The sequence below is a fragment of the Limnohabitans sp. DM1 genome (genome assembly GCF_001269385.1).
Classification (GTDB): domain Bacteria; phylum Pseudomonadota; class Gammaproteobacteria; order Burkholderiales; family Burkholderiaceae_C; genus Limnohabitans_A.
The window spans coordinates 279072-304267 of sequence record NZ_CXOO01000010.1 but is presented as its reverse complement, the minus strand read 5'-3'; the positions used below and the strand labels follow the sequence as shown (position 1 = coordinate 304267).

Below are 25196 nucleotides of genomic sequence, written 5' to 3'. Positions count from 1 at the left end.
GTCAGCTGAGCGGGTGTCCCGGGTTGGTTTGTCGGCTGGCCTGAATGACGGCGGGGTTGCGTTTGAGCTGGCGCAAGACGGAGTCCAGGTGCGATGTATCGCGCACGGCAATCACGAACCGCAAATCCGCAGTGTCTTGTGGTGAGCCCTGGCCCATGTCCACATGCACGATGTCGGCCTCTGCTGTGGCCAAAGCCCCTACCACACGGGCCAGCACACCCTTGCCATTGACTGCGGTGACTGCGATACCAGTCTCGAAGTTCCGCACAGGTTCATCCGACCATTCCACGCCGATGAATCGCTCGCTGTCCTTGTGTTCGAGTTTTTGGGCAATGGCGCAATCGCGGCAGTGAACGGCCAAGCCCTCACCCCGGCCAAGGTAGCCCACAATCGCATCCCCAGGCAGGGGGCGGCAGCAGCGTGAGTACACCACAGAAGCGTTCTCGCTGCCATCGAGCGTGATGGCCCCTTGCGACACCGATTCATGGGCCGTGAAGCGTTCGCGGGTCATCAGCAAGGCGTCGGGTTTTTGACCCAGTTCGCCAAGCAGCACCACCAAGCGTTTGGCGACGATGCTGGCAATTCGTTTGCCCAGGCCCAAGTCCATCAATAAATCGGCGCGATTTTTATTGCCGGTAAAGCGCAGCAATTTATCCCACAAGGGTTGAAGTAAAGCCTCTTCTGTAGGCAATTCGTCGATACCCTCAGCCCTCAAGGCCTGGCTAAGCAATTTTTCGCCCAGCTCCACCGACTCGGTTTGTGCCATCGTTTTCAGATGGTGGCGGATTTTGGAGCGTGCCCTGCCCGTGCGCACAAAGCCCAGCCACGCTGGGTTGGGGGATGAAACGGGCGCTGTGATCACTTCGATCACGTCGCCATTTTTCAGCTCGGTGCGCAGGGGCACCTGGTCGCCATTGATTTTGGCGGCCATGGCGTGGTCGCCGACGCGGCTGTGAATCGCATATGCAAAGTCCACCACGGTGGCGCCGCGCGGCAGCGCCATGATTTGGCTCTTGGGTGTGAAAACGTAGACCGCATCGGGGAATAAATCGACTTTGACATGGTCCCAGAATTCGGCCGCGTCGCGAGTCTCGTTCTGGATGTCGAGCAGCGATTGCAGCCATTGCGTGCCCAGGCGTTCGGACTGGGCTTGGGTTGTGCTGTGCTCCTTGTAGAGCCAGTGTGCAGCGATGCCGGATTCGGCCACCAGGTGCATGGCTTCGGTCCGTATCTGAAACTCGACGTTGACCCCGGCTGGCCCCACCAGCGTGGTGTGCAGGGATTGGTAGCCATTGACTTTGGCAATGGCGATGTGGTCCTTGAACTTGCCGGGCACCGGTTTGTAGATCTGGTGCAACAAACCCAAGGCCGTGTAGCAATCGATGACCGAGGGTACGATGACCCGAAAGCCATAAATGTCGGTGACCTGGGCAAAGCTCAGGTGTTTGTCATCCATTTTTTTATAGATGGAATACAACGTTTTTTCTCGACCACTGATGCGCACATCCATGACAGCGTGGGCAAAAACGGATTCGACCTCGGCTTGCACCTTCTGTATCAGGTCCCTGCGACGGTTGCGGGCACGCGAGACGGCTTTGGTCAGCACGGCATAGCGCCAGGGCAGCAGGTGCTTGAAAGACAGGTCCTGCAACTCGCGATAAATCTGGTTCAGGCCCAGACGGTGCGCGATCGGCGCATAAATGTCGAGCGTCTCGGATGCAATCCGGCCCCATTTGCTGCGCGGCATGTCGGACATGGTGCGCATGTTGTGCGTGCGATCGGCCAGCTTGATGAGGATGACCCGCACGTCGCGTGCCATGGCCAGCAGCATTTTGCGGAACGACTCGGCCTGGTTTTCTTCGCGGGTATTGAATTCCAGCTTTTCGAGCTTGGTCAAGCCATCTACCAGTTCAGCCACAGGCGCGCCAAAGCGCTCAATCAATTCTGCTTTGGTGACGCCACAGTCTTCTATGGCGTCGTGCAGCAAAGCGGCACAAAGCGCTTGTGCATCGAGCTTCCATTCAGTACACAAACCAGCTACCGCGATGGGGTGCGTGATGTAGGGCTCGCCACTTTTACGCATTTGGCCCAAGTGAGATTCGTCTGCAAACTTGTAAGCTTTGCGCACCATCTCAGCATCGGGCACGCTGAGATAGTCCAACCGGGCTGTCAGAGCCGCAAAACTGGCCGCCGCCGCATTGGCTGTGGCGGGGCTGACCGCCTCGGGGGCGGGGAGACCAGTTTGAGAGGAAGGGGGCAAGACGGCACTCATGGTGTCAATGTAACTGAAGCGACCCTCTGCTCAGGGTGCAGACGTAAAAAAGCCCCATTGCTGGGGCTTCAGTGTCCCTGGCCGGGGCCAGGTTCAGGCGGATCAGGAGACGCGCTTGAGCATTTCAATGCCCACTTTGCCTGCTGCGATTTCGCGCAAGGCGGTCACACCGGGCTTGTTTTTGCTTTCGATGCGGGCTGTATGGCCTTGGCTGAGCATACGAGCGCGGTAGGTGGCCGCCAGAACCAGTTGGAAGCGGTTCGGGATCTGCTCCAGGCAGTCTTCAACAGTGATACGGGCCATGGTGATTTTTTCCTTCAGGTTAGGCGAGATGCAGCGCCTCGAATGTGTCTGCGCGGGCTCTGCGCTGAGCGGGATACTTGAGCCTTTGGGCATGAATGATGGCTTTGAGGTCAAACAAAGCACGTTCAAAAACTTCATTGATTATAACGAAGTCGAATTCTTTGGCTTGTGCAAGCTCTACGGCGGCGTTTTGCATCCGCAACTCAATGATCTCGGGGGCGTCTTCGCCTCGGCGCTCCAGCCGCGAGCGCAATTCTTCCCAGCTGGGCGGCAAGATGAAGATCAGCACAGCATTGGCATACATCTGCTTGATCTGTATGGCGCCCTGGTAATCAATTTCCAGCACCACATCGGAGCCTTGGGCCATGCGCTCTTCGATCATTTTCTTGGAAGTGCCATAGCGTTGGCCGTGCACATTGGCCCACTCGACAAAGGCGTCGGCCAGCACCATGGCGTCAAATTCCTGTTGCGAGGCGAAGAAGTATTCGCGGCCGTGCTTTTCCTGGCCACGCGGTGCGCGGGTGGTGTGCGAGACAGACGGGTGCACGCCCGAGTCGAGTTCCATCAATGCCTTGACCAGGCTGGATTTGCCCGCCCCGCTGGGGGCGGCCACGACAAAAAGGTTTCCTGGGTAATCCATGGTGATTCAGTTTTATTCGATGTTTTGGACTTGTTCGCGCATTTGTTCAATCAACACTTTCATGTCCACCGAGATGCGGGTCATCTCCAGCACGGCAGATTTGGAGCCCAAGGTGTTGGCTTCGCGGTGCAGTTCCTGAATCAGGAAGTCCAGTCGTTTGCCAATGTCCCCACCTTTGTTGAGCAGGCGGGCAATCTCATCCAGATGAGAGCGCAGGCGTGTCAATTCTTCGGCCACATCAATGCGGATGGCAAAGGCAGTGGCCTCGGTCAGGGCGCGGTCTTGCGCAGCTTCATGCAGGTGGCTGCCATCGGCCAGGGCCATGGCGTCTTTCCAGCGTTCCAGAAAACGTTGGCGCTGTTGCTCCACGAGTTGTGGCACCAGTGGGGCCGCTTGCTCGGCCAGCGTGCGCAATTGGTTAATGTGGCCTTGCAGCATGTCGGTCAGGCGTGCGCCTTCGCGGGCGCGGGCATCGCGCAAGGCGGTGACCGCTTGCTGGGCCAGTGCGAGCCAGGCGACTTCTTCCACGGCCACTGGCGTGGTATTGCCCGCCGTCAGGCGCAGCACGTCGGCCACGCTCAGGTCCCTGGCTTTGGGCAGCCAGTCATGAATCTTGTCTTGCAGAGCTGCGATTTTTTGCAAGGCCAGGTGGTTGGGTGCTTGCAAGGAAGTGCCATCGCCAGCATCCTGGCTGGCACGCACTTCCACCTTGCCGCGTTTGATCTGGCGTGTGATCAGTTCGCGCAAGCTGGGTTCGAGTTGGCGCAGATCTTCGGGCAAGCGAAAACTCAGGTCCAGAAAGCGACTGTTGACCGAGCGGATTTCAAGTCCAAGTCGCGCTGTGTGGGGGGCGGTCGCCGCAAGGGCAGCGGTCTCGACGTCTACGGGCAGCGGGCTGTGCTGCACGCTGGCGTATCCGGTCATACTGTAAACTGGCATTGATCAGGATCCTTGTGACAGCGCATTGACAACTTGGCTCAATAGCGCTGCAAATGCCCAGCCTAACAGCTGTGCATGAAACAAAGGATTATCTCAAACTCTCGGCTGACCACCCTGGTTCGCTCTGCGGACAGCGGCGCTGCTCAGGACCATCCTCGAACCATCATGAACACCACTGCTTTCGCTTATGTCCGTACCGGTCGTGCCACCGATGCATTGCGCCCTGTGCGCATTACCCGTGGCTACACCATTCACGCCGAGGGCTCGGTTCTGATCGAGTTTGGTCAGACCCGTGTGCTGTGCACGGCCTCGGTGGAAGAAAAAGTGCCCGGCCATAAAAAAGGCAGTGGCGAAGGGTGGGTTACGGCGGAATACGGCATGTTGCCTCGCGCCACCCATACCCGTGGAGACCGCGAAGCGGCGCGGGGCAAGCAAAGTGGACGCACTCAGGAAATTCAGCGTTTGATTGGCCGATCACTGCGTGCGGTGTTTGACCTGAAAAAGCTCGGCGAGCGCACCATTCACCTGGACTGCGACGTGCTGCAAGCCGATGGGGGCACGCGCACGGCCAGCATCACAGGTGCATTTGTGGCGGCCCAGGACGCGGTGGCTTGGCTGATGGCCACCGGCAAGCTGCAAGAGTCGCCCATCCTGGACCGTGTGGCAGCCATCTCTGTGGGTTTAAAAGCGGGCACCGCATTACTTGACCTCGACTATCCAGAAGACTCCGCTTGCGATACCGACATGAATGTGGTGATGACGGGCGCTGGCAACTTTGTCGAGGTGCAGGGGACCGCAGAAGGCGTGGCCTTCACCCGCATCGAGATGGACCGCATGCTGGCCTTGGCCGAAAAAGGCATCGCGCAATTGGTGGGCCTGCAAAAACAGGCACACGACGAACCCAAGACCTTGACTTTCTCGGCCTGAACCACGGACCGCGTGCGCATGAAAATCGTCCTTGCTTCCAACAATGCGGGCAAATTGGCCGAACTGCAAGCCATGTTCGCCCCGCTTCAGTTGACGCTGGTGCGCCAGTCCGAGCTGAACATTCCGGAGGCCGAAGAGCCCTTCAGAACCTTTGTTGAAAACGCCCTGGCCAAAGCCCGCCATGCGGCCAAGCTCAGTGGCTTGCCTGCCCTGGCAGACGATGCCGGTTTGTGTGTAGATGCCTTTGGCGGGCTGCCCGGTGTCGATACGGCCTACTACGCCACCCGTTTTGGTTATGCCAAAAGCGATGACAACAACGTCACGGCGCTGCTGGAGCAAATGCAGGGCATCGACAACCGCCGCGCCGCCATGGTCAGCACGCTGGTGGCTGTGCGCAGTGCAGACGACCCGGAGCCTCTGATTGCCGTGGGGCGTGTGGTCGGCGAGATTGCACTCGAACGTCGCGGCACTCAGGGGTTCGGGTTTGATCCGATCATGTTCATCCCCGAATTTGGCAAAACCTTTGCGCAATTGCCGGTCGAAGTCAAAAATGCCAACAGCCACCGTGGCCGCGCAGCGCAGGCCATGCTGGCCTTGATGCGTGAACGCTGGATGGCCTGACGCATGAGCCATCCGCTTGATCCGGTTCACGCCATGCGCCCTGGCGTGTTGCAGCTCAATGCGCTGCCACCGCTGTCGCTGTATGTGCATTTGCCCTGGTGCATCAAAAAGTGCCCCTATTGCGACTTCAATTCGCATGAGTGGCGCGCAGGCGATGACCGGTCGATGCAAACCCAATACATCGATGCCTTGTTGGCCGATCTGGAAGCGAGCCTGCCCCTGATCTGGGGGCGCAGCATTCAGACCGTTTTTTTGGGCGGCGGCACACCCAGCCTGTTTACGCCCGACGCCATTGACCAGCTGATTGGCGGCATTCGTGCCCGTGTGCGCGTGGCACCCGATGCCGAAATCACCCTGGAGGCCAATCCGGGCACGTTTGAGAAAGACCGTTTCAAGGCTTTTCGCCAGGCCGGCATCACCCGTTTGTCCATCGGGGTTCAGAGTTTCAACAATGCCCACCTGAAATCATTGGGCCGAGTGCATGACTGCGATCAGGCGTTGGCAGCCGTGGCTGAGGCGGCGCAGGTGTTTGACACCTTCAATCTTGACCTCATGTATGCCTTGCCCGGCCAGACGCTGGAAGACCTGGGCCAGGACATCCAGACCGCGCTGGCCTTTGCGCCGCCGCACATCTCGATTTACCACCTGACGATCGAGCCCAACACGGTGTTTGCCAAGTTTCCACCGGCGCTGCCCGAGGACGATCTGGCCTACGAGATGATGGACCGCATCACCGAGCTGACAGCATTGCATGGCTTGTCGCGTTATGAGGTCTCGGCCTACGCCCAACCTGGCCACGCCTGTGCGCACAACCTGAACTACTGGCAGTTTGGGGATTACCTGGGCATTGGCGCCGGGGCGCACAGCAAGCTCAGCTTTGCGCACCGTGTGGTGCGGCAAGTACGCTTTCGGGAGCCGCAGCTGTATATGCAACAGTCCATGAAAGGCGAGCCAGTCACGCAAAACACCGAAGTCTCACGTCAGGACTTGCCCTTTGAATACATGCTCAACGCCCTGCGTTTGCGCGAGGGTTTTGTATTGACGGATTTCGTTGCACGCACAGGCTTGCCCGTGACCAGCATTCAAAAAGGCTTGCTGGAGGCCGAACGCCTGGGCTTGATTCAGCGAGACCTGATCCGTGTCTGGCCCACCGAGCGGGGCTTTGATTTTCTGTCTGATCTGCAAGCCCTGTTCTTGAGTGATGCAGCCTGAAAGCTGCTGCTTAAATTCTTGGCCCAACTTGCCAGTGCCTGGCGGACATGAGCAGCAACTTCCACGCATACAGCATCAAGAGTGCACCTGCTGCATCGCCCACAAACATCGGCCACACATCAATCCACCAATTGACCTGAGTGCGGTGCAGCCACACCCAGACGGTGTGGTGGGCTGAAGCGTTGGCCGCTGAATAGACCACGGTGAAAGTCAGGAGCTTTTGTGCGGTCATGTCGTCCAAGTGGGCGCTGAACAACTCTCTTTTCTCCAACCATTTCTGGACCAGCCAAGGCGTCCAGCCTGACACGATGCCATTGAGCACCACCAGCCCATTGACATCTCCGATCAGTGTGGCCCGGTCTATATACCAGGAGCCCAGCATGATGCCGATGGCACCCGGTATGCCCAAAACCAGCACCAAAATGACCCGGAATCCAGACGGCAGAAACACCCAATTGATGCCCGTGCGGTATTCCAGTGCGGAAAAAACCCATGCATTGAAGTGAAAGACAGCTGCAAACAAAACAGCACTGACCAAAGTCAGTACAGCGCACTGGTAGGCAGCCCGAAATTCCGTCGTCATGAAGTCAAGGTCTGCTGTACCTGTTGCATGGATTGGCCCAGATGGCTGAAGTACTCAATGGTGCGCGGGGTAGGCATCAGGTATTTGGCGCGACGGTCGCCATCGAGATTGAGAGTGCTGAGCATTTCTTTTTCACGCAGACGTGTGATGCGTTTGTGCAGTGTGGCGGGAGATCCCAAATCCGCTAGACCAATGGCCTCGCGCACGGTCATGGGCTGGTTTTCATACCAGCGCAGCACCACGGCTTGCAAAAGAGCGCTTTCGTTGGCGTCCATTTCCATGCCGTCAGGCAAAGCTTTGACGACGCGAGCCAGTTGCAAAAATTTCAAATAAGCAGTGGCAAATGGGCTGGTATTTTTTTCCATAGGTTTTAATTTTATCAATTAAATTAAAAAATTCAAAAAACTATAAGGCCAAAAATCATTCAAAAAATGTTGGATGTCCATCAAGCATTTCGAATCCTGCGAACGACATCTCAGGCGTTCACACGTCGCTGACGAAATAGCCAAAGCCGCAATGTCCAATTGGTTTGCCGACTCATGATCCACAATCCCGCAATCAAGGCCGCTGTGCCATGAAGATAAATCATCAACAATGCCAATGGCATGCGTCCTTCGGCAATCCAGCGTTGACCGAAATTGATCATGTTGTAGTAAATGACGAAAGTCAAAATGGCTTTCATCAAATGATAACTTTTGGCAGCTCTTGGATTGACCGCCGCCAATGCCACGGCCAGAAAAACCAGATTCAGTGCGCAAAATCCCTGACCTAAGCGCCAGAACATCTCACCCATGCGTGAGGGGTCGGGTTTCTGAACCAGGTCCAGGCTGGCAACCGTGTGGTTCGCACGGGCACCAGAGGCGGCAACAGCATGCTCTTCGATCAACAATTGATAGTTTTCAAAGGAAGTGATTCGGGTTTCCTGGGTCACCGTATTGAGGGAGACCTGTTGCCCGTTTCTCAGTTTCAGAAAACGCTCATTTTTGATGTTGTCGACAAACCCTTGTTGTGCGGTTGTGATGGTTTGCAAATCCCCATCCGTTGTCGAGACAAAGACGTTAGTGCCGGACAAACTTCCCGAATTTTCCTTATCAATGAAAAAAACACTTTTACCGCCTGAAAACTCCTGAAATTTCCCCGGGGCCACACGCTCGACATCGCTTCTGGATTCAAAACGGTCTTTGAGATCCTGTATTTTTTGGTTACTCCATGGCCAAACCACCAAGGCGGAAAAAAATATGGCCGCCAAGATGGGCCAGGCAAATCGAAAAATGGGGCCAACAAAAGAAAACAGGCTGCGCCCACTGCAAAACCAGATCACCATCTCACTGTCGCTGTACATGCGCGAGAGTGTGGAAACCACTGAGAGAAACAAACTCAAGGTCAACAAAGTGGCGGAATAACCCAGAGCTGTGAAGCCCATCACCAGCAACACATCGGACGGGTTGATACTGCCTCGGCTGGCCTGGCCCAAGGTCTGAATCAGCATATTGGTCATGACCACAGTCAGCAGGACCACCAAGGTGGTCACAAATGACTGGGCTAAATCCTTGCGGAGGGACGATTGCAAAACCACGGTGAATCCATCAAATCAATGCAGTCGGCATGATCATGGTTTGTTGTTGCTGAGGAGTTGGCAGCGCTGGCCTACAGGCGGGGTGGTCAGTGGCAAAGCAGGACCTGAGCGCCACAGCCACCAAGCATGCCCCTTGAATGCCACTTGCCAGCTTTCGTTCATGTTGGCGTGGGAAAATTGTGGCCGGGTCACCAGCCAACGCACATCTGGCGATGACTGTTTCAGGACTTCAGGCGATTGCAGCACCTGTCCAGCTGCGTGGTCAAAATTTGCTCCCTCAAAAAAGACCCTTCTCCAATTGTCCCCAGAATTCTTTCGTGCGTCGTCCCAGTAGTCAATCACAATCAGCGCTTGGGATCGTTGGGCCAGAAAGGCCAAATCAAAGGGGTATTCTCCAAATACATAAACTTTGTCTTCGGGGTGCGACAGGCATGTGAGTGTTTGTGCGACGTCTTGACTGTGGTCTTGCATGCTGTTGTAGCGCGCCAGAAAATTGGCTCCCGTGGCCAAAGCCAAACTGAAACCACATACCCCCCAAAACCAGGCGTTGGCTGATTTTTTGTGCCCCATCAATGTGTCCCAATTCTGAACGGCGAGGATGGCAACCGGCGGAATAACGGGCAGGATGTAGCCGATCAATTTGGAATTGGGCAGCGAGAAAAAGAACAAGATCGTGCCCAACCAAATCCAGGGTAAAGACGTCCAGGGATTGCGCCTCAAAGCGGCGATGCCACCGCGCAAAGCTTTGCCAGAGAGAATTTGTTTCACAACATTCCAGGCGATGAAAAGCACCCAGGGGAACATGAAAATCCCAATGACGGCGGGGTAAAACCACCAATCCTGCTGATTGTTGAAATGGTCTCCATTGAAGCGGGAAAAGTGATGTCCGATGATGAAGTAATCAAAAAAACCTGAATACTGTGCCTGGACTTGCACCATCCATGGTAGGGCTGTCAGCCCCCAAATCAGCAAACCACTGAGCCACGGAAAGTGGAGAAGTTGACGCGCTTTGCCTGACAAAATCACCCAGATGAGCATCACCATGCCGGGTAGCACGATGCCAATCAGTCCCTTGCTCAACACACCCAGGCCACAAGCGAAAAATCCCAGCCGCGCCCAAAAAACATCGGGTTGATCGTCATCCTTCATAGCGATGGCAAACAAACCAATGGCCACAGTGATCCAAGTGGCCACCAAAAAATCATGGTTGATGTATTGGCCACCCACCAAAAATCCCACACTCGTTCCCAGCACCAGACTCACTTTTCGGGCTGTGATCTCGCCAAGAATGCGCCGCACCCCCAAATACACCCCCGTCAACATGATCAGTGCATGCACAGCCGTCACCAGTCGGGCCGTCCATACATGCACGCCAGCCAAGTGGAAAACCTCGGCTTGCAACCAGTAAAGCAAGGGGGGCTTGTGAAAGAAAGGAATGCCATTGAGCCTGGGCACCAGCCAATCATCAGAGAGGTACATCCAGCGCCCTATGTCGGCATAACGACCTTCATCGGGCAGCGATAAAGGTCTGATGAGCGCCAAGACCAGCAGCAACAACCAGATGCAAGCGATGGTCAACCAGGACTTTGTTTTCTCGGTCATTGGAAAGATGGACGGTGAATGGTTGGGCAGGATTCTTGTTGGCAAGGGGTCATCAGTCCCCAAGCGAATGAAATTCCAGTGTAACGTCCCACCCCATTACCGCAGGGGCGCGGGGAATAAACACATGGCCATGAAAAAAGCGCCACAAGGGCGCTGAATATGTGTGATCGAGAGCTGACCTTGTGCGGCCATCTGGCGGAAGCGGTGAGATTCGAACTCACGGACCTTTTCAAGTCGCCGGTTTTCAAGACCGGTGCAATCGACCACTCTGCCACGCTTCCTTGGAGGCAGATTGTAGCCTGATCGGCCCGGGGTCGGCCGCAGCCGAGCCTCGGGCCGTGGGCATTATTTGCTGCCCGGTGCGGCCACCTGAACCCACTTGCCGCCCTTGATCTGGTCGATGGAGACCAATTCAGGACCAACATGGTTGTTGGTGAAAGACTGCCGGTTGAACGTGGTGAAGTCCTGGTGTGTCACACCCGCCATGCTTTTGGCCATGCCGGCTGATGTCAGGTTGCGCCCAGCAGCTTGCAGGCCAGCGATGAACCACGAGGTGTAGGAGTAAGCGTTGGCTGCGTTCTCATCGGCGTCCAGGTTGAATTTGGCTTTGAAATCGGTCATGAATTTCTTGGCAACAGGGTCGGTGCTGTCGGCATCGTGGAGTTTCCAGCCACCGATGCCATAAAGGCCTTCCACAGAGTCCTTGCCCAATCGGGCGACGATGCTGGAGCGCCCTGGAATGGTGGTCAAGACCTTGACCTGAGACCAGTTGAGTTTTTTCACTTCGCTCATGACGCCCAGGGTTTCACGCACCACGGTGCCCGCCACGATCAGGTCGACGTTGGCGGCCTTCATTTTGGCCACTTGCGACGAAAAATCGATGTCACCCACTTTGTAAGCGGCTTCGGCTGCCACAGTGAAACCGCCTCCTTTGAGCGCCTGTGTGATGCCGCCTCGGACCAGATCACCAAAGGGGCCTTCCTGGTAGATGACGCCGACTTTTTGGGTCTTCCAGTTGTTCACGGCCCAGGTCAACGCCGAGGCGGTGGTGGTGTCGTAGTTCATGACGGTGGTGAACAGCAAAGGGCTGTTGCCGCTGACTTTCTGGATGATGCCCGATGCACCCCAGGGTGCAAACACCATCACGCCCGCATCGTTGGCGAGTTTGACCGTGGCCGCATTGGGGCCAGAGCCAAAAGGGTTGACGATGGCAAATACACCGTCGCTTTTGATCAGCTTTTGCACAGCCCGCACGGCCAGTTGGGGCTGGCTGCCGTTGTCTTCCACGATCAGCCGGATCTTGCGCCCGTGCACGCCACCTGCGGCATTGAGTTCGTCGATGCGCAGTTGCATGCCGTTTCGCAGCATGGGCATGCCAGGCGCTGCCGGTCCCGACAGGTCAATGTGGGTGCCGATCACGATTTCGTTGTCGCTCACCCCTTGGGTGGTTTGCGCTTGAACGGCCCCTGCGAGGGCGCCCGTGGTGGCGAGAATGAGAAGTCTTCTGCTGAGGTTCATGGTTGTCTCCTTGTGGTTAAACGATAGTCATCTGGCCTGGATCACGCATGCGTGCATACCCTGAGCGGCCGCCTCAGTTGGGGTACATGCTCTCGATCAACGCCGAATACTTGCTGGCGATGACCTTGCGTTTGAGTTTCATGGTGGGGGTGAGTTCCTCGTCTTCGGCCGTGAGCAGCTCGGCAATGATCCTGAAGGCCTTGATCTGTTCGACCCGGGCCAGTTGGGGGTTGATGCGCTCGATCTCGCTGTGGATCAAGGCCACAACCTCGGGGGCCCGCGTCAGACTGCCGAAATCGGTGTAGGGCACTTGGTGTTCTTGGGCAAAACGGGCCACATGTTCCTGGTCGATCATGACCAGACAAGTCAGGTATTTGCGGCCATCGCCAATGACCACCGCATCGGTGATGTAGGGGCTGAATTTGAGCAGGCTCTCGATGTGGCTCGGGGTCACGTTTTTGCCACCCGAGGTGATCAGGATGTCCTTGATGCGGTCCCGGATGGCCAGGTAACCTTCGGCACTGATTTCGCCGCAGTCGCCAGTGTGCAGCCAGCCTTCATCGTCCAGGCTTTCGCGGGTTTTTTCGGGCAGGTTCCAGTAACCGCCGAACACGTTGGGGCCGCGCACCAGGACCTCGTTGTTCTCGCCAATGCGGATTTCGGTGCCAGGGGCTTTGACGCCTGCCCAGCCCAGGCGCAAACCGCCTTTTGGGGTGGCGGTGCAAAAGCCGGTGGTTTCGGTCATGCCGAAGGCTTCGCGCAGTTCGATGCCGCAGCCCAAATACCAGCGGATCAAATCCGGTGGCACGGGCGCAGCGCCCGTGAGTGCGCTCTTGACGTTTTGTAAGCCCAGAAAGACGCGCACATTGCGCAAGGCCAGCCATTGCATGGCGTTTTCCAGCAGGCCAGGTGGGCTGCTGGCTTGCCCTTGCAGTTGGGCTTCAACCCGCGCAGCGCCCATGATGCGGGCTGTTTGATAAGCCCAGCGGGCCGGCGCGATGGCATCGCGCATGAACAGGTCGATCTGGGAGTACATCTTTTCCCAGAACCGGGGTGGTGCAAACACCAGGTGAGGGGCGACCTCGCGCATGTCGTTGAACACCGTGCCGGAATTTTCCGGGAAGTGAACCGTCAGGCCCAGCGCCAGGGGGTTGTAGACCGAAGACATGCGCTCGGCAATGTGGCACAGCGGCAAGAAGGACACCGATTTGTCACCCGGCTGGATGTCCAGGTATTCGGTGGCCAGACTCAGCTGGAACACCAGGTTGCGGTTCAAAATCATGGCCCCCTTGGGCGCACCCGTGGTGCCCGAGGTGTAGACCAAAAAGGCCAGGTCTTCGGACTGGGTGCGGTCAATCAATGCCTCAAAAACCGATGCCTGGGAAGCGGCCAGCGTGTGGCCACGCGCCAGAAAATCGTCAAAAAACTCCACGTCGGGATCACTGAAGCCGCGCAGGCCTTCGCGGTCCATGACCACGATGCGCTGCAGTTGCGGGCATTGCGCACGCACTTCCAGGGCCTTGTCGAGTTGCTCCTGGTTTTCCACAAACAGCAGGCGGGTGTTCGAGTCCACCAGGATGTGTTGCAACTGGCCCGCCGACGAGGTGGGGTAGACCCCGTTGCCGATCAGGCCCATGCATTGGGCGGCCATGTCCACATACAGCCACTGCGGCCGGTTTTCAGCCAGCACGCACACCACGTGTCCGCGCTCCAGCCCCATGTCCTGCATGGCCAGGCCCATGGCGCGGGCATGGCCGAAGTACTCGGCCCAGGTGGTGCTTTGCCACAGGCCGCGCTGTTTGTAGCGCAAAGCAGGTTGATCGGCCCAGGCGCGTGAGCGCTGGCGAAAAACCTTGGCGGGCGTGTCTTCGCCCAGGAAAGTGATGGGGGCAGGTGCGTTCATGGTGTTCACGGTGTTCATGGGGTGGGGGGTCATCGCCATGTTTTGCGCCGTTTCCAGCGTTGTGTGGTGCCGCTGACGCCTTGCGCGCCGTGTCCGCCCAGATAGGCTTCGCGCACATCGGCTTTTTGGCTCAGGACGGCGCAGCTGTCAGCGGCCACGATACGGCCCAGCTCCATGATGTAGCCATAGTCGGCGTGCGCCAGGGCAATGGCCGCGTTTTGTTCGACGACCAACACCGAGGTTCCGGTTTCCTGGCGGATGCGGCTGATGATGTTGAAGATCTCTTTGGTCAACAAGGGGGACAGGCCCAGCGAGGGCTCGTCGAGCATGAGGAGTTGGGGTTTCGCCATGTAGGCGCGACCAATGGCCAGCATCTGCTGCTCACCGCCGGACAGCAGACCGGCGTGTTGCTGGGCCCGCTCCAGCAGCCGAGGGAACCACTGAAAAACCCGCTCCAGGTCTTGCTGCACGCCATCGGCATCGCGGCGCGTGTAGGCGCCCATCTTCAAGTTTTCCCCAACACTCAGGAAGGGGTAGATCTGACGCCCCTCGGGCACCAGCACCAGGCCGCGGCGGCACACCTCGTCGGCGTCCAGCCCGTGGTTGGGTTGCCCGTTGAACAGGACCTGGCCCTTGAACGGGTCGATGACCCCGGCCAGGGTGTTGAGCAAAGTGGTCTTGCCCGCGCCATTGGCGCCGAGGACGGCGACCATTTGGCCTTTTTCAACCTGCAGGTTCACCCCTTGCATCGCAGCAATGGGGCCGTACCAGGTTTCCAGGTTGCGCACTTCCAGCAAGGCACTCATGCTCAAGCTCCCAAATAAGCGGCAACAACGGCCGGATGACTTTGAACATCGGTGGGGCTGCCTTCAGCCAGCACCCGGCCTTGGGCCATGCAAATGACCCGGTCGGCCACGGCGCTGACCAAGGACATGTCGTGCTCCACCATGACCACGGTGATGCCCAGCTCGCTGCGGATGTCGTCGATCCAGAACGCCAGCTCGCGTGTTTCTTCCGGGTTCAGACCCGAGGCGGGTTCATCCAAGAACAGCAGCTCAGGCTGGGCGCACAGGGCGCGGCCTAGCTCCACGACCTTGCGCACGCCGTAGGGCAGTCCCGCAATCGGGGCGTGTCGCCAGGGTGTGAGGTCCAGAAAGTCAATCACCTTTTCCGCCTCAGCCAGCGCGGCTTCTTCCAGACGCGTCAAGGCCGGTGTGCGCAAAACCTGTTGCCACCAGTGGCCCTGGAAAAACCGGTGGCGGCCCAGCAGCAAGTTGTCCAGCACGGTGGCCGCTTCAAACAGTTCGATGTTTTGAAAGGTGCGCGCAATGCCCAGGTTGGCGATTTGATGGCGTTGCAAGGCCGTCAAGTCCTGGCCTTTGAAGCGGATGTGTCCGCCGCTGGGGTCAAACACGCGGGTGACGGCATTGAGCAGCGAGGTTTTGCCCGCACCGTTGGGTCCGATCACGGCCAGGACTTCGCCGGGGCGCACCTCCAGGCTCAGATCCGCAATGGCTTGGACGCCGCCAAAAGTGAGTGACAGTTTTTCAACCGTCAGCAGGGGGGATGTGACGATGGGGGTGTTCAACGGTAACGCTCCGATTTCATGTAGCGCTTGTTGCGCTTGAAGGTGTCTTTGCGGTAGATGGGGAAAGACTCCAGAAGGCTGCGGATCTTGAGCCAGCGGCCGTTCAGGCCCATGGGCTCATACAGCACAAAAAAGGCCAGGACAAAGCCGAAGATGAAGGTCTCCAGACCGAACTGTTTGGCCACGGTGTCGGGCAAAAAGGGTTTGATGCGCGAGATGGCGGTGGGCAGCAGGCTGATGAGCACGGCCCCCAGCACTGCGCCGCGCAGGCTGCCCAGACCACCGATCACGACCATCAGGACCAGCTCTAGCGACAACAGCAGCGTGAAGCCATCCGGCGTGAGGTATTTCAGGTGGTGTGCCAGCATGCTGCCAGCCAAGCCGGTGATGCCCGCCGACAGCGCAAAGGCGCCGGCCTTCATGCGCTCGACCGGTATGCCCAGTGCGTAGGATGCTGCCTCGGATTCGCGCACACCGATCAGGGCGCGCCCCATGCCCGAGCGCAAGATGTTGAGCAAGGCCAGCAGCACCAGCACCAAAATGGTCAGGCACAGGTAATAAAAAGCTTTGGAGCCACCGAGTGACATGCCCATTAAAACGGGCTCGTTCACCGACAAGCCGGTGAAGCCACCGGTCACGGAACTCCAGTGGCCGATGATTTGCTCGACGATGATGGCAAAGGCCAAGGTCACCATGGCCAGGTACAGACCCGAGACCCGAATGGCCGGTATGCCCACCAGCAAACCAGCGCTGGCGCTGAGCAAGGCGGCCAGCACCATCGACAGGGGCAATGGCACGCCCTTGGACATGAACCAGGCGTGGCCATAGGCCCCGATGGCGATGAAGGCCGCATGGCCCAGTGAGACCTGTCCGGTCAGACCGGTCAAGGTCATCAGGCCCAGACTGGCCACGCACAAAATGAACACATAGGCCATCTCGCCCAGCATGAAGGGCGTGATGACCCAGGGCAGTGCGCACAAGCCCAGCAGCAGCAAGGCGTAGAGGTTGCGGTCAAAAGGGCTGCGCCAAAGGGCAAAGCCTTCGCGGTATTGGGTGTGGTAATCGAAACGCATGGGGCGGGTTCTTTCCTTTTTTCAGACGCGACGGCCATGGGCTTCGCCCAGCAAGCCATGGGGCCGGACAATGAGCACGGCGATCAGCACCAGGTAGGCGACGATGTCCTTGGTGCCGTCGGGCATGTAGACCCCGGCGTATTGCTCGATCAGGCCAATGAGCAAGCCGCCCACAATGGCCCCGGGAATGCTGCCAAATCCGCCCAGCACCAGCGCCGACAGGGCCTTGAGCGTGACAAACCACAAGCTGATGTCGACCAAGGTGATGGGGGCCAGCAGCACGCCCGCAAATGCGGCCGTCACGCCGCCCAGGGCCCAGACCATGGAGTTCACGCGTTTGACGCGCACCCCGTTCAGATAAGCGGCCAACTGGTTTTGTGAAGCCGCCTGCATGGCCACGCCCAGCCGGGTGTAGCGGAAGAAGAAAAACAGCACCAGGGTCACCATCATGGAAACGCCCAGAATCACCAGTTGCAGGTTGGCGATCGAGATGCCGGCCACCTGGGTGCTTTGTTGGCTCCAGGGTGTGGGGTAGTTGCGCGACTCCGGCCCGAACAGCATGCTCACCGCGCCCCGGATCATGAAGGCCAGGGCAATGGTCAGCATCACTCCGGCAAACTGCGGTTGTCCGGCGATGCGGCGGATGACCACCGCGTCCAGCACATAGGCAAAAACGGCCACACCCAACACGGTGATCAGCAAGGCCAGCCAAAACGGCAAGGCCCACACCGTGATCAAGCCCCAGGCGCTGAAGGCCGAGACCACCAGCAAATCGCCATGGGCAAAGTTGAGCACCTCGGTGGCTTTGTAAATGAGCACGATGCCCAGCGCCACCAGCGCATAGATGGCCCCGACGGCGATGCCGTTGACGGTCAGTTGGGCAAAGGTTTGCCAGAAATCATTCATGGATTTTTTCCATTCGAAGGCGGGAAGGAGACTTCCCAGGGGTTCAGGCTTTGGTGGCAGTGGTCACACGCCACCATGGGAGAAAAGCTGTGCTGACAAGCACGGTGGCGTGGCCGGATCGAACTGGTTTCGTGCAGGTGTGACTCTGCGGCCCAGTTGGACAGGCAAACGATGTAGCCGAACAGGTCGCGGCTGCTGGGGGTCAGGCGGTACAGGCGCCTGCGGGCGTCCTGGGCATCGGTTTCGCATTGCAACAAGCGGGCCTCGACCATGTCCGAGAGCCGACGCGACAGCACCTTGGGGCCAATGCCCAGCGCGTGGGTGATCTGGTCAAAATAGTGGCATCCCAGCACCACCGCCGTGAGGATCAACAAGCTCCAGCGGTCCACGCGCAGCCCCAGGCTCATCTCGGTGGCTTCGCGCCCGGACATGCGCGGCGCACGCACGCCTTCCAGCGGCTGGTGACGCAGACGGGCATTGGGTACCAGGCTGTAGTCCAGGTCTTTCATGCTGACTTTTTCGCCGCAGGCTTTGCAACACAACTGTGGGTTGAAGCTGTGTTGGCAGGTCTGGTGAAAGAGGGTTTTGGGCAGGTCCTGGGCGCGTTGACCCCATTTCTTTTCCCAGGCCCAGATCATCAAGGTGGCGTCGTACAGGCCCAGCCCTTTGCGGCTCAAGTGGTATTCGTAGCGCGGCGGCTTTTCCTGGTACAGGCGGGGCTTGAGCACCCCGATTTGCACCAGTGAGCGCAAACGGTCTGACAAGGTGGGGCGGGGAATGCTGGAGAAACTCTGCAACTCATCAAACCGCCTGATGCCCAGAAAAGCCGACAGCATGACCTGCACCGTCCAGCGGTCGCCAAATACCTTCAGGCCGTGGCTGAGCGTGCTGGAGGCCAGCGCGGCGTGCGTCAGTTCCAGGTCTGGGTTGCTGATCATCTGTTCACGGGTGTGCGTTGGGGCATGGACGTTCGGGCTTGGGCGTTCACACGCGCTCAACCACCATGGCCACAGCCAGGCCGGCGGCACCACACAGGCTGATCACGGCACGGCGGGCTTGCCGGGCTTCCAACTCGTCCAGCGCCATGCCCACCAAGGCGCTGCCAGTGGAGCCCATGGCATGGCCCAGGGCAATGGCGCCACCATTCACGTTGAGCTTGTCGTGTGGCACGTTCAGGTGCTTCATGTAATGCAGCATCAGCGAGGCAAAGGACTCGTTGACTTCGAACAAGTCGATGTCTTCGATGTGCAAACCAGCCTTGGACAAAGCCTGTTGTGTGGCTTGCACCGCACCCGTCAGGGCCAGCGTGCGGTCCACACTCACGGTGGCCGTGGCCAAAATGCGCCCCCGAGGCTTGAGCCCTAGCCTGGCTGCAGCGCCCGGGCTGGCCAGCAAGACGGCAGAGGCCCCATCGGCCATGGCCGGGGAGTTGCCGGCGTGCTGCACATGGTCAATGCGTTCGAGCCCATAACGCTCGCACATCAGGGGATCGATGCCGTACTTTTCAGCCATGGCGGCAAAAGCGGGTTTCAACGCGGCCAGGCTCTCCAGGCTGGTTTGCGCCCTGGGTGTTTCGTCTTGGGCGAGCAGCACAGCGCCTTGCCCATCGACCACGGGCACCACCGAGCGAAAACGCCCTTGCGCCAAAGCCGCTGCGGCGCGCTGCTGCGAAGCCACAGCATAAGCGTCGCACTGTTCGCGGCTGAAGCCTTCCAGGGTGGCCACGGTGTCGGCGCAGATGCCAATGGGCACCAGGGTGGTTTGCTGCTGAAATTCAAAGTCGTGTGTCAGCGGCCCCTGGTCGGCGGCCATGGGCACACGCGACATCATCTCCACGCCGCCGCCCACGGCCAAGCTGTCGTTGTCCATGGCCTGCTGCGCGGCCAGGTGCACAGCGCTCAGGCCCGAGGCACAGTAACGGTTGATGCTCAGCCCGGGCACGCTGTCATGCCAGCCGGCACGCACCAAGGCCAGCTTGGCGATGTTGGCGCCTTGTTCGGCGGTTTGGGTCACGCAACCGATGATGGTGTCGCTGACCTGTGCGGTGTCCAGGCCCGTGCGCTCGGCCAAGGCTTTCAATTGTTGGGCCAACAGGTCCACTGGTTTGAGCGGGCGCAGGGCGCCTTTGTCATTGCCTCGGCCGCGTGGGCTGCGCAAGGCGTCGATGATCAGGGGGTGGTTCATGGTGTGTCTTTCGTTGGATGGGCGCGTCCCCACAGGCGCGGAAAAAAGGCGGGTACGGTGGCGCAGTACTCTGCGTAGCCGGGTTTGGTTTTGGTCATGTGCCGCTCCATCAGCGAGGTGGCCGATCCCTTGTTCATGAACCAGGTGATGTACACCACAGGCAGCACCGACAGCCATCCCCAGGGGTGGGCCAGTGCGAACACCCCGTAGCCCCACCACATGCAGGTCTGGCCAAAGTAGTTGGGGTGGCGCGTCAAGGCCCACAGACCGGTGTTGAGGAGTTGGCTGCGGTCGGTGCGTTGGCGTTTAAAGCGCGTCAATTGGTAATCCGACCCGGCCTCAAACACAAAGCCCACCAACCAGACCAAGGCCCCTGCGATGTGCCAAAACCCGATCGGACCGGCCGCGCTCATGCCAAACACCAGAGGCAGTGCCCAGACCCACATCACCACGCCTTGCAGCAGGAAGATCTGGAAGTAGCTCCACCACCACCAACGCGCCCCGGAGCGCTGACGCCAGCGGGCGTAGCGCGGGTCTTCGCCGTGCGGCAGGTTGCGCCACAGGATGTAGAGCGAATAACGCCCAAAGCCGATGCTCGCCATGCCCAGCAACAGCCAACTGGAGGCCTGGGGCTGCCCGCCCAGGTGCAGGAAGAGCCACCAGGGCACCCCGAGCAGCAGCACGCCGTAAGCGATGTCCATGATGCTGGCATCGCGCTTGAGGAGGCTGATGACCCACACCACGGTGAGCCAGACCCACAGCCACAGGCCCAATTGCATGACAACAGCCAAAAATGCAGGGGCCAGCTCACCGCTGGCGGCGACTGCCGCCACAGCCAAGGGCAGCAGCGGGTAGACCCGGTCAAGCCAGCGCACCTGTTCGCGCGGCATGCCCCACAGCCACAACGCGGCCAGTGCCGCCCACACGGCGAGCAAGGCGGTGGCGTGTTGTTGCCAAAGTGTCTCGATCATGCGCCGGCCCCTTCCACCACAAAGCTCACCACCGTGGCGCAAGAGCCGCCGATGTTGAGGGTCTGGATGCGCTGGGCGCCTTCAATCTGGCAAGCCTCGGCCTGGCCAGTGACCTGGCGTGCGGCATCCCAGAGCATGCGCGTGCCCGTGGCGCCGACCGGATGGCCGCAACCGATCAGGCCGCCGCTCATGTTCACGGGGCAACGGCCACCGGGATCGATCGTGCCGTCTTCCACCGCCTGCCAGCTTTGGCCAGGCGCGGTCAGGCCCAGGTGATCGATGGCCATGTATTCGGTGGTGGTGAAGCAGTCGTGGGTCTCGATGCCGCTCATGGCCTCGATGCCCGACACGCCCGCGCGTCGCCAGGCGTCTTCAATGGTGTCGCGCACATGCGGAAACACATAGGCCTGGCCCAGGCTGCGTTCGATCTTGTCGCGCAGGCGCAGACCTGCGTTGCGGTGACCCCAGCCCGCGATGCGGGCCAATTGGTCCAGGCTGTGGCCGCGTTTTTGGGCATAGGCCTGCGCAAAACGGGCCGAGGCCAGCACCACCGAGCAGGCCCCATCGGTGATCTGGCCGCAATCCTGGCGGCGTGTGCCGGGTTCGATCACGGGGTTGGCTTCGTCGTTGTCGGTGAAGCTCAGGGCATCGAATTGCCATTTGCGGGTTTGCGCCAGCGGGTTGCGCTTGGCGTTGCCGTAGTTGAGTTCGGCAATGCGGTTCAGGTGCCTGCGGTCCAGCCCATAGCGGCGCTCGTATTCTTGTGCCAGCAGGCCAAAGGCGGCTGGCCACATGAAGGTGCAGTCCATGTCTTCATGGCCTTGCCAAGAGGCTGCGTTCTGGTTGACCGAGGCTTCGTTGCCGGAGGTGTTTTTGAACTCTTCCACGCCCATGACCAGCACACAGTCGTAGCGTCCGGCCTCGATCTCGGCCATGGCCGACAGCACCCCCAGGGATGACGAGGCGCAGGCCCCTTCGTGGCGCATGGCGGGTACGCCCCAGAGTTCGGGTGTCATCTGCGCCACCATCGAGCCCAGGTGCGCTTGCTGGCGCTGCATTTCGCCAAAGGCATTGCCCACATGGATGCTTTCAATGGCCGAGGTGTCGAGTTCGCAGTGGGCCAGCACGCCTTGGGTGGCCTCGCGGACCATGTCTGAAATGTCCTGGCCGTTGCGCGCCCAGGCCTTGGCAAAGTCGGTCTGGTAGCCGCCCAAAATGTAAACAGGTGCGCTCATTGGAAGCTCCTTTTGGGGTAGGGCAGGCCGTGCAGGCGCTGTGTGGCACAAGTGAATTCGTGGGCCAACCGGTCCACGATGTCGGCCATGGGTTCGGTCTGGTGGATGGTGCCCACGCCTTGGCCTGCAGCCCAGACGTCGAGCCATTTCTTGCCGGCAAAAGAGGCGCTGCTGTCGTATTGCCGGTGGGGGGCGTCGGGCATGTTGTCCGGGTCCAGGCCATGGGCGCGCAAGGAGGGTTTGAGCCAGCTCGCGGGGGTGCCGGTCACGCCGGCGCTCACGACCAGGTCGTCCAGCGTGCTGTCCACCACCATTTGTTTGTAGGCCTCGGGCGCCATGCTCTCAAAGGCCGCAATGAAGCGGGTGCCCATGTACACATAGTCGGCCCCGGCGGCGATGGCACCCGCGATGCCCCAGCCATCGCTGATGCCGCCGCCCAGCACCACTTCGCCGTCAAAAAACTCACGGATGGCGCTGACAAACGCAAAGGGTGACAGGAACCCGGTGTGCCCACCCGCGCCAGCGGACACACAGGCCAGGCCGTCGGCGCCGGCCTTGACGGCTTTTTGGGCCAGCGTCAGGTTGATGACGTCGGCAAACACCCGTCCGCCATAGGCCTGCACCACCTCGATGGCGGGCTTGGGGCTGCCCAAGGCGGTCACCACGACCGGGGGCTTGTAGCGGGCAATCAGCTCCAGGTCTTGTGCGAGCCGGGTGTTCGACGAGTGCGTGACCAGGTTGGCGCACCAGGGGCCCACGGTGTCTGCGCCCTGTGTATCGCGCGCCGCAGCCAGGCCCTCGGTGATGGTTTTCATCCACACGTCCAGCTGCTCGATGGGGCGTGCATTGGGCGTCGGAAAAGCGCCCACAATCCCGGCCTTGCATGCGGCCAACACCATCTCAGGCCCGGAGATCAGAAACATGGGCGCTGCAAACACCGGCAGCTTCAGCGGCAGTGGCGTGGCTTTCATGCAGCCTTCTCTTGTGGTGCCGTCACGGGGCGGCGTGACTGGACGATGCCAAAGCGGCTGGCCACAAAAGCCAGGTTGGTGAGGGTGGCATTGCCCGCCGGGTTCAGGCCCGTGACGTGGTAGTCGCTGTAGGCCGCTGCAAAGTTCAGCGGCATGGCCCCGACCAAGTTGATGGTCAACTGGGCCCCCGCCCGGGCATAGGCCGTCTCGGCCCGGGCGATGTAGTCTTCTTGGGTGCTGTACAAAAAGGCGGTCAGGCCGCCTTGCGTGCGGGCGTCCTGCGTGGCCTGGTGCAAGGCGTCATCGGCATCCTTGCAAGCGATCACGAAGCTGATGGGGCCAAACCGCTCCTCGGCATACAGGTCGCGCTCTTGCGTGGTGACTTGCAGCATGAGCGGCGTGCTGGTGCGGGCCAGAGGAAACTCGGGGTGGGGGTAGGCTTGGGGAGCCAACAGCACTTGGCCGCGTTGCGCGCCAGAGTCCTGCATCTCTTGCAGCAAGGCCAGGGTTTGCGGGGACTGGATGGTGGCCAAAATCATGGCCGCTTTTTTGGGCTCTGAAGTCAAGGCCTGCACGGCCGATGCCAGGCGCGTGGCGACTTCTTTGAAGGGCACCAGGCCCTGTGGCGTGTGCACGCCGCTTTGGGGCACGTAGATGTTCTGCGGGCTGGTGCACATTTGCGCACTGAACAGGCACATGGTCGTGGCCAGGTTGCGCAGCACCGCGTCAAGGTCTTCGGCCGATTCCAGCACCACGGTGTTGCAGCCCGCTGTTTCGGTGAAGGCCAGGGCGGGGTGGGCGTTTTTCTCGACCCACTGGCCAAAGCGCACGCTGCCGGTGAAGTCCACGATGGCTGTTTGGGGGTGCTGCACCAGCCGCTTGCCGATGGGCTCGCTGGTCGTGTCCAGCGCCAGGGTGACCAGGTTGGGGTCAAAACCGGCCGACTGCAAGACCTGGCGAAAGGCCTTGACGGTGATGGCCATGGGCAGCACGGTGGCCGGGTGGGGCTTGAGGATGACGGGGTTGCCTGTGGCCAGGCTGGCCATCATGGAGGGCCAGGCGTTCCAGGTGGGAAAGCTGGCACACGAGAAACACACGGCCGTGCCGCGGGGCACCAGACGGTAGGTTTTTTGCAACTGAATGTCCGAGCTGCCAAAGCGGCGCTGCCACAAGGCCGATGGGGCCACCGAGCGCATGGCTTGCTCGGCATACACCAGCGCTTCGATGCTGCGGTCCAGGGCGTTCACGCCCGAGCCGGCGTAGGCCATGTTGTAGCTTTGCCCGGCCGTGTGCATCACCGCGTGCAACACCTCGAACAGGTGGTCACGGTAAATGACCTCCAGCACTTCCATCAGCACGCCAATGCGCTGGTCGATGGAGGCCTGCGCCCAGCTGTCCATGGCTTTTTCAGCCGCTCCAAACAAACTGTCGATGTCCGATTGCGGGTACTGCACGCCCAAAGGGGCTTGGGTGTAAGGCGAGACTTCTTCGCCCACCCATTGGAAGATGCCGGGCTGGTCGAGGGCGAAACGGCCGTTTTCCAGGTGCCGATCAAAAGCCGCCAGCCCCGCCGCCTTGGCTTGCGCCGCATCGGGGTATTTGTCGGGCATGTCGGGGTAGGGGCTCCAGCAGTGGCGCGTGGCACAGGCTTGCTGGGCCAACTCGAAGACTGCACGGTGTTTGTCAAACAAGCTCATCCACGTCTCCAGATCAGGCGGTGGTGTCTCAAGGTGGTGGTGCCGGGCACCAGGTCAGAGGCGGACAAGGTCAAGCCGCCATCGGCTGCAAAGTCCATGTTGCGCACTTGCTGGCTGCCCACAAAGTTGGGGTTGAGCGCGTGGCTGACGTGGTGCACCACCTGGGCGCGGCCTTGGTGTTCGCGCACCTCAAAGCGGCCTGCGTATTGGAAAAAGCTCTCGAACGCGGACAGGCGCTCGGCAACGGGTGCACTGCGCACGCTGTCGCTGGACAGGCGGGGGCGGTTGGCGCGTGCAATGCAAGCGGCCATGCCGCCGTCGTGCGTGTACTGGATCAGCCCGGTGGCATCGGGGCCGAAGGGGTAAGTGGTCGCCCGACCATCGTCGTAAGTGATTTCCCAGCGCACCAGGTGCCAGACGCCCAGCAGGTCCTGGGCGGTTCGCGTTGTTGTGGAAGTGCTCATGGTGTTCACGA

25 protein-coding genes and 1 tRNA gene are annotated in these 25196 nt (G+C 59.9%); 4 read left to right on the top strand and 22 right to left on the bottom strand.

All coding sequences use genetic code 11. From position 1 onward, the window contains the following. Window position 1: 1 nt before the first annotated feature. From AMM33_RS02650 to AMM33_RS02635, 4 genes are all read right to left on the bottom strand, one after another. Window positions 2-2272 (bottom strand): RelA/SpoT family protein, encoded by a 2271-nt coding sequence (locus tag AMM33_RS02650; protein WP_090138488.1) that lies wholly within the window; start codon window positions 2270-2272, stop codon window positions 2-4. Window positions 2273-2374: 102 nt separating this feature from the next. Continuing rightward, complete coding sequence (gene rpoZ, locus AMM33_RS02645) at window positions 2375-2575, bottom strand: DNA-directed RNA polymerase subunit omega (protein WP_019425866.1); 201 nt, start codon at window positions 2573-2575, stop codon at window positions 2375-2377. Window positions 2576-2594: 19 nt separating this feature from the next. Further along, entirely contained in the window at window positions 2595-3215 is a 621-nt protein-coding gene (gmk, locus tag AMM33_RS02640) for a guanylate kinase (protein ID WP_090138486.1), read from the bottom strand. A 12-nt stretch (window positions 3216-3227) separates the two neighbouring features. Further along, window positions 3228-4139 (bottom strand): YicC/YloC family endoribonuclease, encoded by a 912-nt coding sequence (locus AMM33_RS02635; protein ID WP_090138484.1) that lies wholly within the window; start codon window positions 4137-4139, stop codon window positions 3228-3230. 240 nt (window positions 4140-4379) lie between these two features. On the opposite strand from AMM33_RS02635, the gene rph reads away from it, so the two are divergent. From rph to hemW, 3 genes are read left to right on the top strand one after another with little or no spacing between them, the layout of a single operon-like run. Beyond that, a complete protein-coding gene (gene rph, locus AMM33_RS02630; protein ID WP_369802396.1) occupies window positions 4380-5081 on the top strand; it encodes a ribonuclease PH in 702 nt (233 codons plus the stop codon). Window positions 5082-5099: 18 nt separating this feature from the next. Beyond that, window positions 5100-5702, top strand: coding sequence for an RdgB/HAM1 family non-canonical purine NTP pyrophosphatase (gene rdgB / locus AMM33_RS02625; protein WP_090138480.1), 603 nt, complete (start codon window positions 5100-5102; stop codon window positions 5700-5702). A 3-nt stretch (window positions 5703-5705) separates the two neighbouring features. After that, on the top strand, window positions 5706-6914 hold the full coding sequence (gene hemW / locus AMM33_RS02620) for a radical SAM family heme chaperone HemW (protein ID WP_090138478.1): 1209 nt from the start codon (window positions 5706-5708) through the stop codon (window positions 6912-6914). Window positions 6915-6924: 10 nt separating this feature from the next. Here the strand turns inward: hemW and AMM33_RS02615 are convergent, their stop codons facing one another. The 4 genes from AMM33_RS02615 to AMM33_RS02600 form a co-directional block, all read right to left on the bottom strand. Beyond that, on the bottom strand, window positions 6925-7497 hold the full coding sequence (locus tag AMM33_RS02615; protein ID WP_090138476.1) for a hypothetical protein: 573 nt from the start codon (window positions 7495-7497) through the stop codon (window positions 6925-6927). After that, entirely contained in the window at window positions 7494-7862 is a 369-nt protein-coding gene (locus AMM33_RS02610; protein ID WP_090138474.1) for a helix-turn-helix domain-containing protein, read from the bottom strand. The genes AMM33_RS02615 and AMM33_RS02610 overlap by 4 nt, the downstream gene beginning before the upstream one ends. Before the next feature lie 110 nt (window positions 7863-7972). Beyond that, window positions 7973-9073, bottom strand: coding sequence for an LPS export ABC transporter permease LptF (gene lptF / locus AMM33_RS02605; RefSeq protein WP_090138473.1), 1101 nt, complete (start codon window positions 9071-9073; stop codon window positions 7973-7975). A 33-nt stretch (window positions 9074-9106) separates the two neighbouring features. After that, entirely contained in the window at window positions 9107-10552 is a 1446-nt protein-coding gene (locus AMM33_RS02600; RefSeq protein WP_228767928.1) for an ArnT family glycosyltransferase, read from the bottom strand. Window positions 10553-10604: 52 nt separating this feature from the next. On the opposite strand from AMM33_RS02600, the gene AMM33_RS21715 reads away from it, so the two are divergent. Beyond that, window positions 10605-10832 (top strand): hypothetical protein, encoded by a 228-nt coding sequence (locus tag AMM33_RS21715; protein WP_194945206.1) that lies wholly within the window; start codon window positions 10605-10607, stop codon window positions 10830-10832. A gap of 36 nt (window positions 10833-10868) precedes the next feature. Here AMM33_RS21715 and AMM33_RS02595 read toward each other — a convergent pair. From AMM33_RS02595 to AMM33_RS02530, 14 genes are all read right to left on the bottom strand, one after another. Further along, window positions 10869-10956 (bottom strand) — tRNA-Ser (locus AMM33_RS02595). Window positions 10957-11020: 64 nt separating this feature from the next. Then, window positions 11021-12193 (bottom strand): ABC transporter substrate-binding protein, encoded by a 1173-nt coding sequence (locus AMM33_RS02590; protein ID WP_090138469.1) that lies wholly within the window; start codon window positions 12191-12193, stop codon window positions 11021-11023. A gap of 73 nt (window positions 12194-12266) precedes the next feature. Then, entirely contained in the window at window positions 12267-14135 is a 1869-nt protein-coding gene (locus AMM33_RS02585; protein WP_090138467.1) for an AMP-dependent synthetase/ligase, read from the bottom strand. Further along, on the bottom strand, window positions 14126-14902 hold the full coding sequence (locus AMM33_RS02580) for an ABC transporter ATP-binding protein (protein WP_090138464.1): 777 nt from the start codon (window positions 14900-14902) through the stop codon (window positions 14126-14128). The genes AMM33_RS02585 and AMM33_RS02580 overlap by 10 nt, the downstream gene beginning before the upstream one ends. A 2-nt stretch (window positions 14903-14904) precedes the next feature. Continuing rightward, on the bottom strand, window positions 14905-15684 hold the full coding sequence (locus AMM33_RS02575) for an ABC transporter ATP-binding protein (RefSeq protein ID WP_228767906.1): 780 nt from the start codon (window positions 15682-15684) through the stop codon (window positions 14905-14907). Further along, window positions 15681-16757: a branched-chain amino acid ABC transporter permease gene (locus AMM33_RS02570; RefSeq protein WP_090138462.1), complete on the bottom strand. Its 1077-nt coding sequence runs from the start codon at window positions 16755-16757 to the stop codon at window positions 15681-15683. The genes AMM33_RS02575 and AMM33_RS02570 overlap by 4 nt, the downstream gene beginning before the upstream one ends. Before the next feature lie 21 nt (window positions 16758-16778). Beyond that, window positions 16779-17663 carry a branched-chain amino acid ABC transporter permease gene (locus tag AMM33_RS02565; RefSeq protein WP_090138460.1) on the bottom strand — a complete coding sequence of 295 codons (885 nt, stop codon included), beginning with the start codon at window positions 17661-17663 and terminating at the stop codon, window positions 16779-16781. Then, window positions 17660-18601 carry a winged helix-turn-helix transcriptional regulator gene (locus AMM33_RS02560; protein ID WP_090138458.1) on the bottom strand — a complete coding sequence of 314 codons (942 nt, stop codon included), beginning with the start codon at window positions 18599-18601 and terminating at the stop codon, window positions 17660-17662. The genes AMM33_RS02565 and AMM33_RS02560 overlap by 4 nt, the downstream gene beginning before the upstream one ends. A gap of 46 nt (window positions 18602-18647) precedes the next feature. Continuing rightward, window positions 18648-19847 carry an acetyl-CoA C-acyltransferase gene (locus tag AMM33_RS02555; RefSeq protein WP_090138456.1) on the bottom strand — a complete coding sequence of 400 codons (1200 nt, stop codon included), beginning with the start codon at window positions 19845-19847 and terminating at the stop codon, window positions 18648-18650. Beyond that, window positions 19844-20818, bottom strand: coding sequence for a DUF1295 domain-containing protein (locus AMM33_RS02550; RefSeq protein ID WP_090138454.1), 975 nt, complete (start codon window positions 20816-20818; stop codon window positions 19844-19846). The genes AMM33_RS02555 and AMM33_RS02550 overlap by 4 nt, the downstream gene beginning before the upstream one ends. After that, window positions 20815-22053, bottom strand: a complete 1239-nt coding sequence (locus tag AMM33_RS02545) for an acetyl-CoA acetyltransferase (RefSeq protein ID WP_090138452.1) — start codon at window positions 22051-22053, stop codon at window positions 20815-20817. The genes AMM33_RS02550 and AMM33_RS02545 overlap by 4 nt, the downstream gene beginning before the upstream one ends. Then, window positions 22050-23024 carry an NAD(P)H-dependent flavin oxidoreductase gene (locus AMM33_RS02540; RefSeq protein WP_090138450.1) on the bottom strand — a complete coding sequence of 325 codons (975 nt, stop codon included), beginning with the start codon at window positions 23022-23024 and terminating at the stop codon, window positions 22050-22052. The genes AMM33_RS02545 and AMM33_RS02540 overlap by 4 nt, the downstream gene beginning before the upstream one ends. Beyond that, window positions 23021-24721, bottom strand: coding sequence for a phenylacetic acid degradation protein PaaN (paaN, locus tag AMM33_RS02535; RefSeq protein WP_090138448.1), 1701 nt, complete (start codon window positions 24719-24721; stop codon window positions 23021-23023). Before paaN ends, AMM33_RS02540 begins: the two co-directional genes overlap by 4 nt. After that, complete coding sequence (locus AMM33_RS02530) at window positions 24718-25185, bottom strand: lipocalin-like domain-containing protein (protein ID WP_194945187.1); 468 nt, start codon at window positions 25183-25185, stop codon at window positions 24718-24720. The genes paaN and AMM33_RS02530 overlap by 4 nt, the downstream gene beginning before the upstream one ends. Window positions 25186-25196 lie beyond the last annotated feature (11 nt).

Bases quoted from the DNA above. Each gene is read 5' to 3' on its own strand.
- AMM33_RS02560 (WP_090138458.1), bottom strand. From the start codon at position 18,601: ATGATCAGCAACCCAGACCTGGAACTGACGCACGCCGCGCTGGCCTCC.
- gmk (WP_090138486.1), bottom strand. From the start codon at position 3,215: ATGGATTACCCAGGAAACCTTTTTGTCGTGGCCGCCCCCAGCGGGGCG.
- AMM33_RS02615 (WP_090138476.1), bottom strand. From the start codon at position 7,497: ATGACGACGGAATTTCGGGCTGCCTACCAGTGCGCTGTACTGACTTTG.
- AMM33_RS02635 (WP_090138484.1), bottom strand. From the start codon at position 4,139: ATGACCGGATACGCCAGCGTGCAGCACAGCCCGCTGCCCGTAGACGTC.
- paaN (WP_090138448.1), bottom strand. From the start codon at position 24,721: ATGAGCTTGTTTGACAAACACCGTGCAGTCTTCGAGTTGGCCCAGCAA.
- AMM33_RS02530 (WP_194945187.1), bottom strand. From the start codon at position 25,185: ATGAGCACTTCCACAACAACGCGAACCGCCCAGGACCTGCTGGGCGTC.
- rpoZ (WP_019425866.1), bottom strand. From the start codon at position 2,575: ATGGCCCGTATCACTGTTGAAGACTGCCTGGAGCAGATCCCGAACCGC.
- hemW (WP_090138478.1), top strand. From the start codon at position 5,706: ATGAGCCATCCGCTTGATCCGGTTCACGCCATGCGCCCTGGCGTGTTG.
- AMM33_RS02580 (WP_090138464.1), bottom strand. From the start codon at position 14,902: ATGAGTGCCTTGCTGGAAGTGCGCAACCTGGAAACCTGGTACGGCCCC.
- AMM33_RS02590 (WP_090138469.1), bottom strand. From the start codon at position 12,193: ATGAACCTCAGCAGAAGACTTCTCATTCTCGCCACCACGGGCGCCCTC.
- AMM33_RS02600 (WP_228767928.1), bottom strand. From the start codon at position 10,552: ATGTACCTCTCTGATGATTGGCTGGTGCCCAGGCTCAATGGCATTCCT.
- AMM33_RS02555 (WP_090138456.1), bottom strand. From the start codon at position 19,847: ATGAACCACCCCCTGATCATCGACGCCTTGCGCAGCCCACGCGGCCGA.
- AMM33_RS02610 (WP_090138474.1), bottom strand. From the start codon at position 7,862: ATGGAAAAAAATACCAGCCCATTTGCCACTGCTTATTTGAAATTTTTG.
- AMM33_RS02540 (WP_090138450.1), bottom strand. From the start codon at position 23,024: ATGAAAGCCACGCCACTGCCGCTGAAGCTGCCGGTGTTTGCAGCGCCC.
- AMM33_RS21715 (WP_194945206.1), top strand. From the start codon at position 10,605: ATGAGCGCCAAGACCAGCAGCAACAACCAGATGCAAGCGATGGTCAAC.
- rdgB (WP_090138480.1), top strand. From the start codon at position 5,100: ATGAAAATCGTCCTTGCTTCCAACAATGCGGGCAAATTGGCCGAACTG.
- AMM33_RS02545 (WP_090138452.1), bottom strand. From the start codon at position 22,053: ATGAGCGCACCTGTTTACATTTTGGGCGGCTACCAGACCGACTTTGCC.
- AMM33_RS02650 (WP_090138488.1), bottom strand. From the start codon at position 2,272: ATGAGTGCCGTCTTGCCCCCTTCCTCTCAAACTGGTCTCCCCGCCCCC.
- AMM33_RS02565 (WP_090138460.1), bottom strand. From the start codon at position 17,663: ATGAATGATTTCTGGCAAACCTTTGCCCAACTGACCGTCAACGGCATC.
- AMM33_RS02585 (WP_090138467.1), bottom strand. From the start codon at position 14,135: ATGGCGATGACCCCCCACCCCATGAACACCGTGAACACCATGAACGCA.
- AMM33_RS02570 (WP_090138462.1), bottom strand. From the start codon at position 16,757: ATGCGTTTCGATTACCACACCCAATACCGCGAAGGCTTTGCCCTTTGG.
- AMM33_RS02550 (WP_090138454.1), bottom strand. From the start codon at position 20,818: ATGATCGAGACACTTTGGCAACAACACGCCACCGCCTTGCTCGCCGTG.